The 16,282-nt window shown below is 48.2% G+C and carries 13 protein-coding genes and 1 pseudogene; 1 reads left to right on the plus strand and 13 read right to left on the minus strand.

Annotated features, from left to right (window positions below; translation table 11 throughout):
* Positions 1–10: 10 nt before the first annotated feature.
* The 5 genes from ACIFQM_RS09710 to ACIFQM_RS09730 all read right to left on the minus strand — a co-directional run bounded on the left by ACIFQM_RS09710 (position 11) and on the right by ACIFQM_RS09730 (position 6,544).
* Positions 11–442 carry a hypothetical protein gene (locus ACIFQM_RS09710; RefSeq protein WP_430065387.1) on the minus strand — a complete coding sequence of 144 codons (432 nt, stop codon included), beginning with the start codon at positions 440–442 and terminating at the stop codon, positions 11–13.
* A 138-nt stretch (positions 443–580) separates the two neighbouring features.
* Positions 581–1,498: a PD-(D/E)XK nuclease family protein gene (locus ACIFQM_RS09715; protein WP_430042457.1), complete on the minus strand. Its 918-nt coding sequence runs from the start codon at positions 1,496–1,498 to the stop codon at positions 581–583.
* Between the two features lie 165 nt (positions 1,499–1,663).
* The gene (locus ACIFQM_RS09720; protein WP_430042455.1) at positions 1,664–2,959 is read right to left on the minus strand and encodes a galactokinase; all 1,296 of its coding nucleotides are present in this window, start codon (positions 2,957–2,959) and stop codon (positions 1,664–1,666) included.
* A 294-nt stretch (positions 2,960–3,253) separates the two neighbouring features.
* Positions 3,254–4,777: a copper amine oxidase N-terminal domain-containing protein gene (locus ACIFQM_RS09725; protein ID WP_430042453.1), complete on the minus strand. Its 1,524-nt coding sequence runs from the start codon at positions 4,775–4,777 to the stop codon at positions 3,254–3,256.
* Positions 4,778–4,879: 102 nt separating this feature from the next.
* Entirely contained in the window at positions 4,880–6,544 is a 1,665-nt protein-coding gene (locus ACIFQM_RS09730) for a PucR family transcriptional regulator (RefSeq protein WP_430042451.1), read from the minus strand.
* A gap of 339 nt (positions 6,545–6,883) precedes the next feature.
* Between ACIFQM_RS09730 and ald the strand changes: the two genes are divergently transcribed.
* A complete protein-coding gene (gene ald / locus ACIFQM_RS09735; protein ID WP_430042449.1) occupies positions 6,884–8,014 on the plus strand; it encodes an alanine dehydrogenase in 1,131 nt (376 codons plus the stop codon).
* A 51-nt stretch (positions 8,015–8,065) separates the two neighbouring features.
* Here the strand turns inward: ald and ACIFQM_RS09740 are convergent, their stop codons facing one another.
* From ACIFQM_RS09740 to ACIFQM_RS09775, 8 genes and pseudogenes are all read right to left on the minus strand, one after another.
* Complete coding sequence (locus ACIFQM_RS09740) at positions 8,066–8,614, minus strand: mismatch-specific DNA-glycosylase (RefSeq protein ID WP_430042447.1); 549 nt, start codon at positions 8,612–8,614, stop codon at positions 8,066–8,068.
* Positions 8,569–8,933 (minus strand): annotated as a pseudogene (locus ACIFQM_RS09745) (aldo/keto reductase); the annotation flags it as partial. The gene ACIFQM_RS09740 and the pseudogene ACIFQM_RS09745, both read right to left, overlap by 46 nt.
* Before the next feature lie 31 nt (positions 8,934–8,964).
* Entirely contained in the window at positions 8,965–10,203 is a 1,239-nt protein-coding gene (locus ACIFQM_RS09750; RefSeq protein WP_430046849.1) for a hypothetical protein, read from the minus strand.
* Between the two features lie 141 nt (positions 10,204–10,344).
* Complete coding sequence (locus tag ACIFQM_RS09755; RefSeq protein ID WP_430042444.1) at positions 10,345–11,799, minus strand: PstS family phosphate ABC transporter substrate-binding protein; 1,455 nt, start codon at positions 11,797–11,799, stop codon at positions 10,345–10,347.
* A 167-nt stretch (positions 11,800–11,966) separates the two neighbouring features.
* Positions 11,967–12,713, minus strand: a complete 747-nt coding sequence (locus ACIFQM_RS09760; RefSeq protein ID WP_430042442.1) for a class I SAM-dependent methyltransferase — start codon at positions 12,711–12,713, stop codon at positions 11,967–11,969.
* A 101-nt stretch (positions 12,714–12,814) separates the two neighbouring features.
* Entirely contained in the window at positions 12,815–14,911 is a 2,097-nt protein-coding gene (locus tag ACIFQM_RS09765) for a multidrug ABC transporter permease (RefSeq protein WP_430065389.1), read from the minus strand.
* Positions 14,886–15,788 carry an ABC transporter ATP-binding protein gene (locus tag ACIFQM_RS09770; RefSeq protein ID WP_430042438.1) on the minus strand — a complete coding sequence of 301 codons (903 nt, stop codon included), beginning with the start codon at positions 15,786–15,788 and terminating at the stop codon, positions 14,886–14,888. Before ACIFQM_RS09770 ends, ACIFQM_RS09765 begins: the two co-directional genes overlap by 26 nt.
* A complete protein-coding gene (locus tag ACIFQM_RS09775) occupies positions 15,781–16,170 on the minus strand; it encodes a GntR family transcriptional regulator (RefSeq protein ID WP_044646746.1) in 390 nt (129 codons plus the stop codon). Before ACIFQM_RS09775 ends, ACIFQM_RS09770 begins: the two co-directional genes overlap by 8 nt.
* Positions 16,171–16,282 lie beyond the last annotated feature (112 nt).

The following is a 16,282-nucleotide window of genomic DNA, read 5'->3' on the forward strand; positions in this document are numbered from 1 at the left end:
AGAACAGGCATCATTCAGCCAATTCTTTTGAGATACTCTTCATTGATTGCAACATATGTATCCCATCTAAGTGGTAAGAAGAATCTTTCATTATCCTTGTCGCTGTGTGATCAGAAACTAAGTAGATGGCCCTTCTTTCAGGATCGCGATCTGTAAATGCTGTTTCAGCTGGCCTACCGCGTTTTGAAACAGTAAATGGAAGGTTATAAATCAATCCATCAATTACTAATCCTCTATTTTCAACACATTTTAAGCCACTAAATATTTCATGTTTAGTTCTCGGAGGGTACCCATTATAAAGTATGCGCTCTACTCCATAAGAATCTTTAATATACCTATGATGAGTATCTGATCCCTTATCTAAAACATTTAAAAATTTTGTTTCAAAATAAAAATCATCCAATTGTAATTCGCTTGCTTCAGCCGGATCAATATCTGTCATGGAACCCTCCTCTGTTCTCTCTAAACAAATTATAGTACTAGGAGGTAAAATAAGGTATATATAAAATTAGAGATTATTGCTCTCATTATCTTTCAAAGACTACTATACCCTCCTATTACCACTCCCAAAAAAACCACCTTACACCGCGCGGTACTTGCATACCTCCCGAAAATTACAGCCGCCGCACGCTCTGCGGGATGGCATCGGCGTGAAAAAAGACTCGGGTTTCGGCCGATTATAATAATCATCGTCGAGACAGGACTTCATTTCCTCGATGTATCGCCCGACATTGGCAACCACCTTGTCGATATCCTCCTGCGTGGGACGGTACACCTCATGTTCTCCTGTCATTAGATACTCCACACGCACCTCAATCTTCTCCAAGGGAAGCTGGTAATGCTCCTGCACATAGGAAGCATACAAAAATAACTGGTCGGAGAAGTCGCCCTCCTTGCCTGTCTTCCAATCTACGATAACCATGTCTCCATTACCTCTGCGGTAGAGCAAATCCATTTTGACATAGACCTTCGTCTCATGAAGCAGCATCGTATCCCACTTTTCCACCTCGACGATTCGGGCCTCACCCTGCTGCAATTCACGCCAAACCGCAGTCCGGTACAAATTGTGTACCACCGCATGCTGTCGCTCCTTAATCCGGGCAATTCGTTCCGGCAGCACTTCGTCATCATAATAAATTTCAGCGAGCATGATGCGATTTTTGGGGTCTTGCAGCCATAGCTCACGTTGCAGCGATTCCTTGTAGCTGTCATTCAGCATGTTCTTCATCGATGTCTCCAGGTATGCCGGACGTGGAACAGCGCCTTTTTCCACCCAACCACGTATGACCGATTCACACATTTGATGCGTAATATTCCCAAATAAAATATATAAGTTGCTCAGCTGCTTGAGTCGATACAACGTAACCTGCTCTTCACTGCCCTGTGCAGCGCTCCAGCCGTTATGCGAGCCGTAATAATGGTAATAGTATTTGCGTAAGCATTCATCGAACGTTTGGGCCCTCGATTGCGAATAGGACCAGGATGGGTACATAGCCATGAATAGGCCCTCCTTCGTTAGAACTTCCATGCTCTATTATACCGCAAGCCTGGACTGCATCGTCCAAAAAGAACGAAGACCTTAACCCGGAGGTTAAAGCCTTCAACGGTCTAGTATAGTCAATTCGCAATAACTCCTGAGATCCGTCCAACTCTGGCTTCATGTTCAATCCTTCGTTGCCGCATAAATCAAATCACTTACATTAACAGCACCCTGCTCACGGACGTTGACAACGAGTACGGGAGTTCCCAGCATTCCGCTGATCCACGTCTTATAATCGTCAACACTATCATTGGGAAGAATCGTTAAGATGACTCCAGCAAAGCCACCTCCGTGTACCCTGCATGCGCTGTCATCTATGGATTGCAAATACATTTCCGTTAATGCAAGCGCGACAGATACGTCCTGTTCCCGGTCAACCCCGCTTCTATATACGTTTTGAAGCCATTTCCATGAAGAATTACCGGATTCGGTGACGAGCCTCAAGAAATCAGAAAAGCGTCCCTCCTCCAGCGATTTCACCTGTTCATCGACACGTCTATTTTCTTCAAAAAAATGCAACGCACGCAGCACTGCACGATCTCCTGCTTTTTCCCTGACCATTTTGAGGTTGGCATACAGATCCTCCGGCGATAAGTCACGGCAAACAGAAGCACCTAAGGACTGAGCCACTGCACGCATTTCGTTGGGCACCGCCGCGTAATCGTCCGTTAAATCAGCATGATCTCCGCCTGTATTGACGATAACCAGGGAATATCCGTTTTCTTGAAAATTCCAATGAACTGGATTGATGATCGGTTCCTTGGGGTTTACAAAATCAATGGCAACCAATCCTCCATATGCGCAAGCCATTTGGTCAAGCAGTCCCGACGGCTTGTTCCAGTAGACATTTTCGGCGTACTGGCCGATTTTGGATTTGGCGACAGCATCCAACGCTCCCTCATTATAAAAATGACTGATGATCGTACATATCAACATTTCAAATGAAGCAGAAGAGCTTAATCCTGAAGCAGAGAACACATTGCTGGATATATAAGCCTGGAATCCTCCAATGCGATAGCCGAATTCGAGCAAGCCAGCCGCAATACCGCGAACCAGAAGCATCGTACCATCATCCTCCGGTTGTGGTGACAAGTCATTTAAATCAATGACGTATTTCGTTTTGTAGCCTTCGGAAAAGAACGTAATTACAGGCTCCTCCACTTTAGCAGCTACAGCGATGGTATCAAGTGTAATACTGCCTGCCAGCACCTTCCCGTGATTGTGGTCTGTATGATTCCCCCCAATTTCGCATCTTCCCGGAGCACTAAACCATTCAATATCGTCAACGCCGAAGTGCTCCCGGTACGCCTGTAGAAGGGATTGATATCGCGTCGTTTGCTCTGCAACCTGCTGTTGACCGTACATTCGAGCAAGTACAATTTGTCCCTCACTAGAATTCAACAATTCCATATCTTTCATCGTTATTCCCCCTATTGTAGATCATTTCCACCGTGGCGCCTGGCCGCAAATATATATTTGGTGCAACAACAATATAATTATCTCAATTTTCCCTGTGCAAAAATAGGGTACTATTTTAATCTATAATCGCTTATTTAAATCGTTTCTGTGAGAATGCTTCCTTATTTTACGATAGATTAGATTCGTAAGGATATGCAAAAAGGAACCGACCCTTGAGCGGGCCGGTTCCTGTGTCTATACCTGCATATTCCATACACCAGCGGTGTAGTTCGACACAGATATGTGGATTTCTTTTTAGTCGCGTTTCAATACATACTCACCATTACTGTTACGGGTTACTGTAGCACCCAGTGCATCGGCAACCGATTTGAAAGGAACATACAGCGTACCATACTCATCCGTATATGGAGCTTGTGGCAGCGTTAATGTGCTTCCTTCCAGTCCAGCCTGTTTGGAGCCGCTTTTCAGCTTCAGGGTCTTACCTGTAATATCATCCACAACTGTAATTTGCTTGGCAGCCGCATCCCATTTTAATTCGGAACCCAGCTCGTACGTCAATTCACGCAGCGGGATGAAGGCGGTACCTCCACGATTCACCAGCACATAGTAATCGTCTTTAGGATCGAAAGTGGTTTCTACTTTTGTAATTCCCAGATCATTTTTTAAAATACTGTAGATCGGAGAGTTCGCATCAAAATTGCGAAGTGTCGCTCCCGGTGTTAATTCTCCTTGTTTATTCAAGTCAATCACACCATTGGAGATATCTACCTTGGCGGCTGTTACACTACCATTCACATTCCAGGATTGAGTTTCCGTAACAATCGAGAAGGACTTCACTGGAAGACTATCTACTTCTGGCAAAGCAACCGTCAGGTCTGCCACTGATTTGCGAACATTTCCTTTTTCATCAAAATACATATCGGTTTTCAGAACCGTATTGGAACTCAGAACCGTTTTAATTTCAGGAGACTGTGCATATAAAGTGCTTACGCCTACATCATATTGAGCAACGGCCAGATCCAAATACTTTTTAACCTCGGTGTAAGCCTCATTGACCAGTTTTTCCTTGTTCGTGTTCAGTTCGCTTGTGACTTGATCAGCACCATCAATATTCATGCTGGAAGCGATATTTTTAGTAAAATCAATCGCTTGCCCGATCAGTTCCTTCAAGCCTGCCTCGTCCTTGGCCAGATTGGTCAGGAACGGTTTTACCAATGTAACCAACTCATCGCCACGAAGCTCCGCATGCAAGCGGGTCAGCTTCACTTTATCCTTCTCACCATAAACTTCCTCGGTTACAGACGTTGCAGAGATGGTTGAAGGGTTAGGAGCATGATTGAGTACAAGTGCTGCGGCTGTTTTCGTCAGATCTCTTACATCCTTGGAGTATACATAAGGATCAAATCCGGCAGGCAGACCGCTCAAACTCTCCTGCGAGTTCAAAGATATGTAATAAGGTTTTTTGGCACCTTCCAGTTGAATAGCCACACCTTGGCGGTCCAAAGCAATTTCAAACGGCAAATTATACTTGTCGATGTGCAATGTACCCTTGGCGGAAGCGAGTTCCTCCGATTGTACCTTGGCCTCATCCACTGTTACGGAAATAGAATTGATTAAATCAACAATTTCCTGATCTCCTTGCGTAATGCCTGCTTTTGGAGTCAATTTAAGAGATATCTTCTCCATTGACTGCTGGGATTTCACATCAAGTGTGCCCAAAAGATTTTTACTTACATCAAATCCGCCTACTGCCTGGCAACCTGTCAAAGCTACCATTAGCAGAATAAGAGGGACGGCAATCCATTTTTTTATATTCATATTAATCCCCTTTCAAAGATATTTCCGTTATCTCTTCTATTATCTCAGTGTTGACACGCATTGTAAATGAGTAGATTGGAAAATAGAAGTAGTCATTTAGGATCATTTTTCAGCCTGTAGCATCCGGTGAGCCAGCAATGCCATCTCCAGACAACGACGTTTATCCCGGTCTGCCAGATTTCCTCCTATGATCTCGTTAATTTTGTCCAGCCGATTGTAGAGAGTTTGCCTGTGAATGTACAGGATTCCGGCAGTATCGCGCTTGGAGCCATGGCATTGAAAATAAGCATCCAGCGTATCCAGAAGCTGCATATGGTGCTCACGGTCATGCGCAATCAGCCCGCCCAAATGATCCTGTACAAACTCTTGTAAAAAGGGAGTGCGGGGCACAGCCTTCAACAACTGATAGATTCCGATACTGTCGTAAAAAAGCCGATCTCTCATGGCCGGAACGCTTCGCGCCACTTCAATAACCTGGTAAGCCTCCTCGAAACTGCGACCTGCCCCGGTCATCCGGTGCCTTACTTTGCCGAAACCTGCATGAATGCGCACCTTGTCAAGCTGCCCAGCGGCATAGTTCTGAATATATTGCACAGTATGGGCAAGAACTTTCTTCATTTGCGCCGCGGAGCGCAGAGTCAGTTCCTCCTTGGCGCAAAGAATGTAGCACTGGTTCCCCTTCATCATGAGCAGATTGTGCAGCGTCTCCTTTTTCAGCAAAGAACGGAGCAATACCAATATATCCTGGTTAATGGACTCCTTGCGTACCTGACTGGCTTCCTTATCCTGATGCTCCACCTCAATAACCCCGGCCCAAAATAAATATTGTCCCTTGGACAGCAGACGCAGCCCCATCCGGGTCTGAGCCTGTTCCTCGCTGGGAAGCTGTCCGTTCAGCACATCCTGAATCAGTTCATTCTGGTTTCGTAACAATCGGTCTTCGAGGAACTGTGTTCTCAGCACCAGCGTAGCGGCTGCCTTGGCTGTGTAGTCCAGCAGCAGGGACAGTTCTTCCGTCGGCGTTTCGCCATGCAGCACCAGACCTACTGCGGAAAATACCTGCCCGAAGCAGACAACCGGCTGAAACAAGACGGCGGTGGATTCATTGAGATGAAACAGCAAGTGACCTTCCCGGTCAGACGTCATGCTGGATTCCACCTCATTGGCATAGAAATTCGCAATGTGGTCAGCCACATCAGGCTGGATGGAAGGCACGAACCGATGGGTATCAATGGAAGACATGTAGATGATCTGCCGGGCGGCATAATCATGAAGTACCCTTAAAAGGGCACTCATATCCGTGCTGCGCAGCGTCTCCTGCTGAAGCTGGCGCGAGAAGCGCTCCAGATCTTTCAGTAGCTCGTGGTGGCGGTTAATAAGCAGGGAATGAATATCTTGCGTGATTTCAACAAAGCGTACCGGCTGTTCAAATACGATGACTGGAAAATGATGCCGTTCCGCCAGTTCCAGGATTTCCGGCGGAATCTCATGGATGCTCGTACCCAGCTCCACGCACAGTCCTGCGGCTTCGGAACGGATCAGCTGCTCCATATACTCAGCGCGTTCCTCCCCTTCCCGGGTCAGCCACAGGCCAGTCGTCAAAATCAGGTCATGACGGCTCACAAAGGGGGTTACATTTGTGATTTCCAGCACATGGACCCAGCCGACGCGGTGACTCGTACCCTGCTCCCCGGCTGCCAGCTTGGCCCGCCGGAATACCGGACGTTCCATCACATCCGCAATGGTAAAGGTTTTTTTACCGTTCATCGGAATTCTCCTTATGTATATGTCTTTATGTCATTTTATATGACACCTATTCATCAAAAAGTCGAGCCTTGAAGTCAGATAATCCGACAAAATGTATGATGTCAAGGAGCATTTCCACTTGTAAACTGTACCTAATCTAACATGAATTGCATTTGTCGGCTTGAGTCCATTTAACTAATCGGCAGGCTGCACAAAAATAATAATGCCATTTTTGAATTCGTTTGGTGCAAGCAGCAACAGCAGCGTAGGATATGAAACATTGCAACTCAGCAGCGTAGCTGCCCTGAAGAATAATTATTTGCCGATGGATAACAATTATTTTTAGGAGAGGTGAGCAAAGTGAACATTGGAATTCCGAAAGAGATTAAAAACAATGAAAATCGTGTCTCCTTGACACCTGCTGGTGCAGCTCAGATGAGCCAGCATGGACATCACGTGTATGTGGAAAGTCATGCAGGGGTTGAAAGTGGCTTTACAGATGGAGATTATGCCACGGCGGGTGCAACGATTGTACAGCACGCAGCGGAGGTGTGGTCTCAGGTGGATCTGATTATCAAGGTGAAGGAGCCGCTGTCCTCAGAATACGGATATTTCCGACAAGGGCTGATTTTGTTCACCTATCTTCATCTGGCTGCCGAGCCGGCACTGGCCCGGGCGCTGACGGACAATGGCGTAACTGCTATCTCCTATGAAACATTGGATGTCGGGGGAAGCCTTCCACTGCTCACCCCCATGAGCGAGGTCGCAGGCCGAATGGCTGTGCAAATCGGGGCACAGCTGCTGGAAAAACCGAAGGGCGGCAAAGGCATTTTGTTGGCAGGCGTGCCAGGAGTCAAGCGCGGCAAAGTAACCATTATTGGCGGCGGGGTCGTCGGCACGAACGCTGCGAAGGTCGCCATCGGCCTCGGCGCGGACGTGACGCTGATTGACCTGAGCCTGCATCGGCTGCGCCAGCTGGACGATATTTTCGGCAATCAGCTCCATACGCTGGTGTCCACACCCTCCAACATTGCAGAAGCCGTAGTGCAGAGCGATTTGCTGATCGGTGCTGTCCTGATCACCGGGGCCAAAGCCCCATGTCTCGTAACCGAGGTCATGGTGCAGACGATGCAGCCCGGCTCCGTGATCGTGGATGTCGCCATCGACCAGGGAGGTATTGTCGAGACGATTGACCACATCACGACACACGATCAGCCGACCTATATGAAGCATGGCGTCATTCACTATGCCGTAGCGAACATGCCAGGCGCAGTCCCGCAAACCTCAACGCTTGCTTTGACGAATGCGACGCTTCCCTTCGCCCTCCAGCTTGCGGATCAGGGGGTTCAGGAAGCCCTTCGTAAAAGCAAGCCGCTAAGTAGCGGCACAAATGTCCTGAACGGTCATATCACCTACGAGGCGGTAGCCCGTGATCTGGGCTATCCTTACGTTCCGGTGGATCAGGCGTGGCAGACAAAAGCCTTAAAATAGAGTGGAGGTGGTTCTTTTTCTTCTGGCTGAATCCATTATTCTCGCTGCCTATCAGACGATTTCTGCTGTCAGAAACGTCTGGAGACGGCGGTAAATATCTGTGATCTCTTCCAGTGACATGCGAACCAGTCCGCTGGATGAAGGGGCAACAAACTCATGCATCTCGGGGATCATCGGCTCGGGCTGGAATCCCCAATCTGCTTTGGATTTTTTACTGTATTCGGTGTATACGCCTTTGCCGACAAAACAGGCAACCTTAGGACGGTATTCCTTTAGCTTGGCATACAGCTTCAGACGTCCTTCGGCGTATTCCTCGCGTGCAATGTCGTCCACTCCCCGCGTGGGCCGGGCAACAATGTTCGTAAAACCATAGCCAAGCTTGAGCAGCTCCCGATCCTCTGATGGATCATACAAGCGAGGGGTCAATCCCGCTCCCTCCAGTATGCGCCAAAAACGGTTGCGTGGGTTCGCATAATGATGCCCCACTTCGCCTGACTTCAAGCTAGGATTAAAGCCGATGAATATGACAGATAATCCGTAATCCAGATGATCATCTACCTCATGCAGCTCTGTCCTGGTTCCTGTTTCTCTCTCTTCCATGGGGTCCCTCCTATTTGTTGCCGTTGTTCAGGAGTGAGCCGGATATTCGCTGCCGCTGCATTTTCCCGTACATGCGATTCCTGTACCGCCCTCGGGATTGCCCAGACATCACCGTCCCGTATGACCCATGCGAGCGCAATCTGGGATGGCGTACCCCGTGGCTGGCAGCGATGTCCACCATCACGGGATGCTCTAGCAGTCCCCGTCGCAGACGTCCGCCTTGTGCAATCGGGCAATACGCCATCACAGGCACGCCATGTGTACGGCTCCAGGGGAACAGATCATATTCAATTCCCCGCGAAGCCGCATGATATAGCACTCCTTACTTTATTTACTCAGAACTTATCTGCTCAGGAACCTGATGGCGCAGGCTTGTCAAAGACATGGCCCTGGGTCCAATGCTGTCCACCATCCGAGGTGGTATACATTACCGGGGCCTTCTCTGAATCAGAGAAAATAGCCCAGCCTTCCTTGGCATTGGCCATTCCGATTTGCTGACCGCCATAGCCGTCAAAGCTTTGCTTGCCGTTGTTCCACGTCTTGCCGCCGTCATTCGTCCAGCCAATGGTATTAGGCTTGTCACACGGTGCGCAGTAGCCGCCCATCAACGCGGTACTGCTGTTTACGGCATAAAGCATCCCCAGTGCCGCCCCTTCGTTCTTGGGAACCTGATGGTCTTGCTGACTAATACCTGGAGCCGGACCCGCGCCAGCGGTGGCATTGGCCAGCACAGCACGCCAGCTTTGGCCGCTATCGGCAGTATGCCAGAGCGAATATGAGGTCTGATTCATACCTGTATCCCCAACCAGCTCAATCCAAGCGTTTCCGCGTTCTACCGAACGAATGGTTACACCGTTCAGGGGCGCTTCGGTGGTCCGTGACAGAACGGTAGTCCACTTCTGACCGCCATTCGTTGTGTGTAAGAAACGGAACGAGCCCTCTGTGCTTTGCGTTACCGCCCAACCGTTTTGCTGATCATGATAGTAGGGTTGTCCAACGGTGTGATCAGGTACAGGAAGCGCGGACCAGGTTTGACCGCCGTCCTTCGTATATTGGTTTCCGCTGAATCCTTCCTTGGACGATACAAAGTGTAAAAAGCCCGCTTGTCCTTGCTTCGGCACCGTCCCGGTACTTTCCCAGCGTTTGCCTCCATCCTGAGTCGCCAGCAGCGTACCGCTGTCTGCCATGACGGCCCATGCCTGCTGCCCATTCAAGGCAAAAATTTGCTGCACTGTCCCTTGACCCTGATATTGCACATCCCATGCTGCTCCGGCTGAACCGGATGTACCTGCGTCTGTCCGGGCAATCCAGCCCTTCCCGCCGATCCAGCCGGATTTACCGTCGATCAGGCGCAGCGCGGTAACATCGTCCATACGAACCTTCGCCGCATTCGCATCTGTGGATGCTTGTCCACCTGCCCCCGATGCCGTGCCTGTACCGCCAGTTGTACCATTTTCCCCCTCTTGAACGGTTTGACCGTTCTGCTCTTGCTGTCCAGTGGGTCCTGCTTGTGTTGCACCTGCTCCACAACCTGCTGTCATGATGGATATGGCGAGCAAAAGCGCCCATGCCGGTAATTTTTTCTTCATTTTCGTTCATCCCCTTACTGTGTTAGTACAATGCTGCGAGGGTATGCAACGGCAGCAAGGTATATCCTATGTATTACCCTGCTGTCTTCGTTTCACTCTTCACGGATGAAAACCCAAAATCGACGGTATGGAAAACCACGTCTACGGATGTACAGGAACAAAGCCGCCTTCTTCAATGATCCGTTTGCCATCTTCGCTTTGCAGCCACTGGAGCAGCCGTTGAACCGAAGGGCTGGACTTCTCTCCTTCCCGTGTGACCACGAACAATTGAGCGGTGAACGGATACTGTTGCGAACGAATATTTTCCTTATTCGGCACCACTCCGTCAATGGACAAAAATTTAACTTCTTGCCGCTTATGCATCACATTGGCAAAATAATAAAACGAATACCCGAGCGCATTGTGATCCTTGTTATAATCGGCAACTGCGTTAATCATACCACCCATGATGCCAATCGTGCGCTCCCGGGGCGGCTTGGCCATCTCATGGTCAGCCATCACTTTCTTTTGCATATAAGTCTGACTTCCCGAATTTTCTTCCCGCTGATAGGCTACAATCGGCTGAGTCTTGCCTCCCACTTCACTCCAATTATGAATGGAGCCTTCATAAATACGACGAATCTGCTTTGAAGACAGCGTATGAACAGGATTGTCATTGTGAACGAGGAAAATAAACGCATCCCGCCCAATGGGAGTAAGCTTCATGTTCACTCCCTGACTTTTCGCAAGTTGCAGCTCCCCATCGGATGGTCCGGCCACCAGAATGAGATCCGCTTTCTTGTCGATCAGATTTACATACGCCTGATGCGTTGTGTTGAATCTCAATTCGTGCGCCGCGCGCGCCTTGCTCATTCCGGTCAGCTCATGCAGCATATCCTGTGCGAACGGAATCGCCGCTGTAGCCCCATCGACCACTGGAAAATCCCGTTCTGCGATCAACGGACGATGAGGCAGCATCAGTGCAATGGTCAACACAATAACAAGCGCGGCTGACATGGCAGCAACGACCCATTGCCATCTACGATCTACCTTTCCGTTCTTTCCTGTCACCGACGGATAACGATCCACCCCAACGCCCACTACCATTCCGGCGATTGGCAGCAGTGCAGTCAGCAGAAACCAGATTTCACCATGCTGTGTATAAGGCTCTAATACCTCCAGTACAGGCTCCGCCCACGCGTGATAGATTGAAAACAGTTGCCACGAATTGCTCCACACTTCGGCTGGTTGGCCGCCAGAGCCTTGTAACCCCACAATCCATAAACCCAGGCCACATAATAATGATAACAGCCCTGTCAGCATGAGCGGAAGCTTGCGCAGACTGGAAGCACGTGCACTCCAGACACCGTAAGCAGCAAAAATCAGACCTATAATCCAGGCGTATAATATCATCATCACAATGACCGCAGTATCCGTCACACCTTCGCGCCTCAGCAAAAGCTGTACATTAGACGCCACAGCCATACTCCAAAATACATTAAACATGACTGAAAACAATCCAAACATAAATGTACCGCCCAGCCACGGCCAAAACCATGCTAGCCGCATGGAGGCACCTGTTTCTGGCTTGGTTATAATTCCCTTTGGATCAGACATGTACATCCCCCTATATCTTTTAAATGAAATGAGCCTTTAAGCCACTGCTTTTTCATTGTACAATTATGGTAAAGATTAGTATACGAGATTTTGTTTTCACCATAGAGAAGCACACCCAAAAAGGCCTTCCTTGGAGGAAGACCTTCTGGATATTGAACTTAATAATTTTATATCGCTCTTGCCTGGATCAAAAAACGGTGTTGCTTCACGTCCCAATACCCATCACGTTGAGTGTCTAGATGTAGGCCATACAGCTGTTCTATATATCTCTCTGGTTGAAAATCAGCAATCTGCCATTCAATCGCCTTTAAGTAGTAGACAAGCGCTCCGATATCGTAAAACCGCTGTATCGGAAACTGTTCCCGCTGCTCCACGATTTCGAAGCCGTTGCTTTTCAGACCGGTAATCGCTTGAGAAAGGGACCAGTCTGCATACTCGCTATAAGGCGCTTCCAAACGGTCATTAATGCCCACACAATCCAGGCCCCCGACCTGTTGGGTCAAGAACGTACCGCCCGGACGCAAAATACGCCGCACTTCCGCTGGAGAAAATGCCTCATGCTTATTCAGCACAAGATCGAACCCGTTATCATCAAATGGAAGTGAATTGTCGTCATCTATAGCCATAACACGCACACCCAGCGGCTCCAATCGTTCCTTGGCAACAGGAATATTCGGTGCATACGCTTCTGTCGCACATACGATCTCTGGAAAAGGACGTAGCCGTGACAGAAGTTCTCCTCCGCCCGTTCCCATATCCAGCATCGCCGTGGATGAATGGATGAGCGTCATGGCCTTGCTGGTATAAGACCAGTCCAAGGGCTCGCTCGCTACGCGTCCTGTATCCGAGATGAATGAGAAATCCCACCCAGCAAAGGACTGCTTATGGTGCTCCTTCCTGAATTGGGCTGACATTATTATAAAACTCTGCTCTCTTTATGTTCTGCGCTCTATCTCTCTACGCCTCTACGTCTGCCCAAATCAGGGGGAGCCCTTGCCTGCCATTCTGTGCTGTTTTAAGGAGCTGCTGGTAGAGCCTTCGCAAGCTCAGGTGTCATGTCTTTTGGATTTAATAAATAATAGCCTGTGTGAGCATTTAAACCATATAAAGGTTTGATTTTGATCTGTATCAGGTAAGTGCCTTTCTCCATATCCGGAGTATAGTTATAGGATCTGCGGTTTTCCAAAATAGCTTTCCAGAGCTTCATATCTTCAATGACGATTGCTTTATGCTTCTGCTGTATATCTCTGAATAAATTGACGTCTTCGATATACTGACCAGATTGATAAGGTTTCATCTCCTGAGAAACAATTGGAACAGCACGCACAGAAAGTATATCCTTCGAGGTGACCATTACCTTGTCGGCATATCCCTTCTGTTTCAGCCAACCTTCCAGTTTGTGAAAGGATAAACACCAGTTAAATGCAACATTACGAGCCCATTCCGGCTCATATTTGGAAATAGAGGAAGCTTTATGCATAATCTCAATATTCCCCAGCGGATAACTTCCAGACTGCATTTCGCTATAGCTCATATCCAAAATTTCTTCTTTCAGCACAGCTTCAAATTCGCGAATTTCTTTCGGATCAGTCAGTATCACCCTCCGTTCCTCATCATCCCCTGATTTAATGCTGATCGTCTCGGCTTTGCCATCCAGCTTATCTAAAGTGTATGCTACCGTTTTGTATGGCTCAGACACCATGACCTTTGCCAGCGCTGCCCGGAAAGGCTGCTCGGGAAATGTATAGCTTCGGGTCATAATCGAACCATCATCAAGGCGATAGGCAATGGATATCATTTGCTGAGGTTCATTTTTGGACCCGGACATCTGTCCGGCTGAATGTGCCAGCACAAGCTCACGTTGTAGATTCAGTACAGAAGCGATAAAGGCTTTATCCTGCGAAAAATAAAGTTCTTTTCGTGTAAAGCCACCCTCCAAATACAAACTTGGTCCGGCATAAACTTGCTCCACGGAATGTGCAGTTGGAATTCGCTCTTCGTAACCTACCCAACTTGAAGTCGGCATGTACATTGCCAGACCTAACACAGCGGTGTAAGCGACCAATTCCAGCAAAGCACGGACACGTACAATTTGCCACGTCTTGCGAATCACCATCTCCACAGCGATATAGCCCAAAATAGCTCCAAGTATATAGCCGAAGATAGACCAGTCTTTACCTTGTCCGCTTACATTATTAAAATACTCCCCTACTAGCAGCATAGCGCACAGCATCACACCTGCTTTAAATAAGGGCTGGAAGAAGGTAAATGCCATTGCTTGTGTTGCCTTCTCTACCAGCCGTTTGCGATACAACACATAGCTCAAGATCACAAACAGCAAAGAAACACCAATATAAACAAGCAGTTCAATATATGAAAATGGAGTTTTCAGCAATTCCGTAAAGCGAATAAACGGCGATAAAGAATGCCAAATATTAATGTTACTACGTAACTCCATGCCATTACTATAACGAACTATTGTTCCACTGACCTGATAGTAACCGTACAAATGATGCCCCAGAAAGCCACTAATCATGGATGACAGAACGAAGGGGAGCACCATCAAAACGTACACTACAGCAGTTTGCAGCAGCGATTGCCCTACGCAAATACCTACAAACACAGTAAAAGCGAAAAGAAAAATGCTAATGACCGAGACGACCAATGCCCATGATCCAACATCATTCATGTGAAAAATATAAGGCAGATCATTCGTGGCGTTAACCCAAGCCGTCACTCCCGCCGTGAGCCACACGGGTATGAGCAAGAGGATGAGACCACTGATCAAATGTGCCGTTAGCAGATGTTCCCTGCGTAATGGCAGACTGTGATACAAATCAGATGGCCCCTGCCGCTGAATAAAACGAGTCAACATCACACCTGCCAGCACTGGTACGGTCAATAAAATCATATTTTGCAAATCATTACCTGAGTTTGCACTATCGAACAGGCTTCTCAAAACCGTAGGCACCCGTTCGTGTCCGATACTCATAAATAACGGCAGCGGCACTGTAAACAATAATCCCACCAAGTACAACAGACCGATCCAGCCATGCTGTCTCAGGCTTTGGCGAATCACGCCGCCGCTACAGAAGAATCGGTTGGATGTCATAACCTGCGTCCTCCATTTCATAAATGAAAATTTCCTCCAGCGTCAACGGCAGTAAATCGAACACATGCGGCTCATACGCCTGAATCGTTTCTGTAATCTGCTCTCGTTCCCCCCGGATAATAAGCAGCAGAACACTGCCTCTGCGCTCCTTATGTACAACCGGAAGTTGTCCACAGACGGCTTCCTCATGCGTGCTGTCACGAAAGGCAACCTGCACCTTATGCGTATCGGACTTGAGGTCGTCAACCTCTTTTTCCAACAACATACGTCCCTGATGCATAATGCCGACATGATCACACATGTCTTCAATTTCACGCAAATTATGGGATGAAATCACGACGGTCATCTCACGTGCGGCGGTTTCCTGGAACAGCAAATTTTTGACCATCCGTCGCATCACAGGGTCCAGTCCGTCGATCGGCTCATCCAGAATCAGCAGCTCTGGCATGCAGCTCAAGGCAAGCAAAAAAGCGGCCTGACGTTTCATCCCCTTGGAAAAACGGTGAAGCTTACGCTTCGGGTCAAGCTTGAAAATGTCGGTAAGCTGTATGTAGCGGCCCTCACTCCAGCTCGGATAAATGGAGCGGTAAAACCGGGCCATCTGGCGAATCGTCGCTTGCGGAAAAAAATAAGGGGTATCCGGCATAAACAGAATGCGCTGCTTGACTTCTGGCTGCTCATACACCGGCTGTCCACCGATTAGCACCTTGCCAGTATCCGGTCTGTAAATCCCGGCGATGATTTTGAGCAGCGTCGTTTTACCTGCTCCGTTAGAGCCCAAAAGTCCAAAAATAGAGCCTTTCTTCACCGTGAGGGCGAGCTGATCGACAGCCTTTTCTTCTGTAAATGTTTTTGTGACTTCCCTTAATTCAATCAAGGGACATCCCCCTTTCCTTCAATTGCGTAGCTTCCACGTATAAGGCGTCCACTTCCTGCTGCGTAAAACCGAAATGGACAGCTTCGATCATCTGCTTCAACAGCGCCGCCCGAATCTCATCCCGCTTCATTTGCTGCGGCTGATGCTCGGCAGGGGTGACAAAGCTGCCCTTGCCTTGGACGGAATAGATGTATCCTTCGCGTTCCAGCTCTCGATACGCCTTCTGAATCGTATTGGGATTCACCGTAAGCTGAGCGGATAAAACCCGTACAGAAGGCAATTGCTCATCCGGCTGAAGAGATCCGTATACAATCATTTCCTTTACCTTGTCTATTAACTGTTCGTAGATCGGCTTACGACTGCGGATATCCAGCTCGAACATAGACTTCCTCCTTTCAAGACTTGATCAGATTCATCTGCATCCTTTAAACTGTTCTAACTGTACTATTATTAATAATACAGTTAGAACAGTTTGTCAATCATTTCTTTAGTTA

It is taken from the genome of Paenibacillus sp. NRS-1782, from assembly GCF_050467685.1.
GTDB lineage: Bacteria > Bacillota > Bacilli > Paenibacillales > Paenibacillaceae > Paenibacillus > Paenibacillus terrae_A.

Coding starts and splice junctions, on each gene's coding strand:
- ACIFQM_RS09710 (WP_430065387.1), bottom strand. CDS start 442: ATGACAGATATTGATCCGGCTGAAGCAAGCGAATTACAATTGGATGAT.
- ACIFQM_RS09715 (WP_430042457.1), bottom strand. CDS start 1,498: ATGGCTATGTACCCATCCTGGTCCTATTCGCAATCGAGGGCCCAAACG.
- ACIFQM_RS09720 (WP_430042455.1), bottom strand. CDS start 2,959: ATGAAAGATATGGAATTGTTGAATTCTAGTGAGGGACAAATTGTACTT.
- ACIFQM_RS09725 (WP_430042453.1), bottom strand. CDS start 4,777: ATGAATATAAAAAAATGGATTGCCGTCCCTCTTATTCTGCTAATGGTA.
- ACIFQM_RS09730 (WP_430042451.1), bottom strand. CDS start 6,544: ATGAACGGTAAAAAAACCTTTACCATTGCGGATGTGATGGAACGTCCG.
- ACIFQM_RS09740 (WP_430042447.1), bottom strand. CDS start 8,614: ATGGAAGAGAGAGAAACAGGAACCAGGACAGAGCTGCATGAGGTAGAT.
- ACIFQM_RS09750 (WP_430046849.1), bottom strand. CDS start 10,203: ATGAAGAAAAAATTACCGGCATGGGCGCTTTTGCTCGCCATATCCATC.
- ACIFQM_RS09755 (WP_430042444.1), bottom strand. CDS start 11,799: ATGTCTGATCCAAAGGGAATTATAACCAAGCCAGAAACAGGTGCCTCC.
- ACIFQM_RS09760 (WP_430042442.1), bottom strand. CDS start 12,713: ATGTCAGCCCAATTCAGGAAGGAGCACCATAAGCAGTCCTTTGCTGGG.
- ACIFQM_RS09765 (WP_430065389.1), bottom strand. CDS start 14,911: ATGACATCCAACCGATTCTTCTGTAGCGGCGGCGTGATTCGCCAAAGC.
- ACIFQM_RS09775 (WP_044646746.1), bottom strand. CDS start 16,170: ATGTTCGAGCTGGATATCCGCAGTCGTAAGCCGATCTACGAACAGTTA.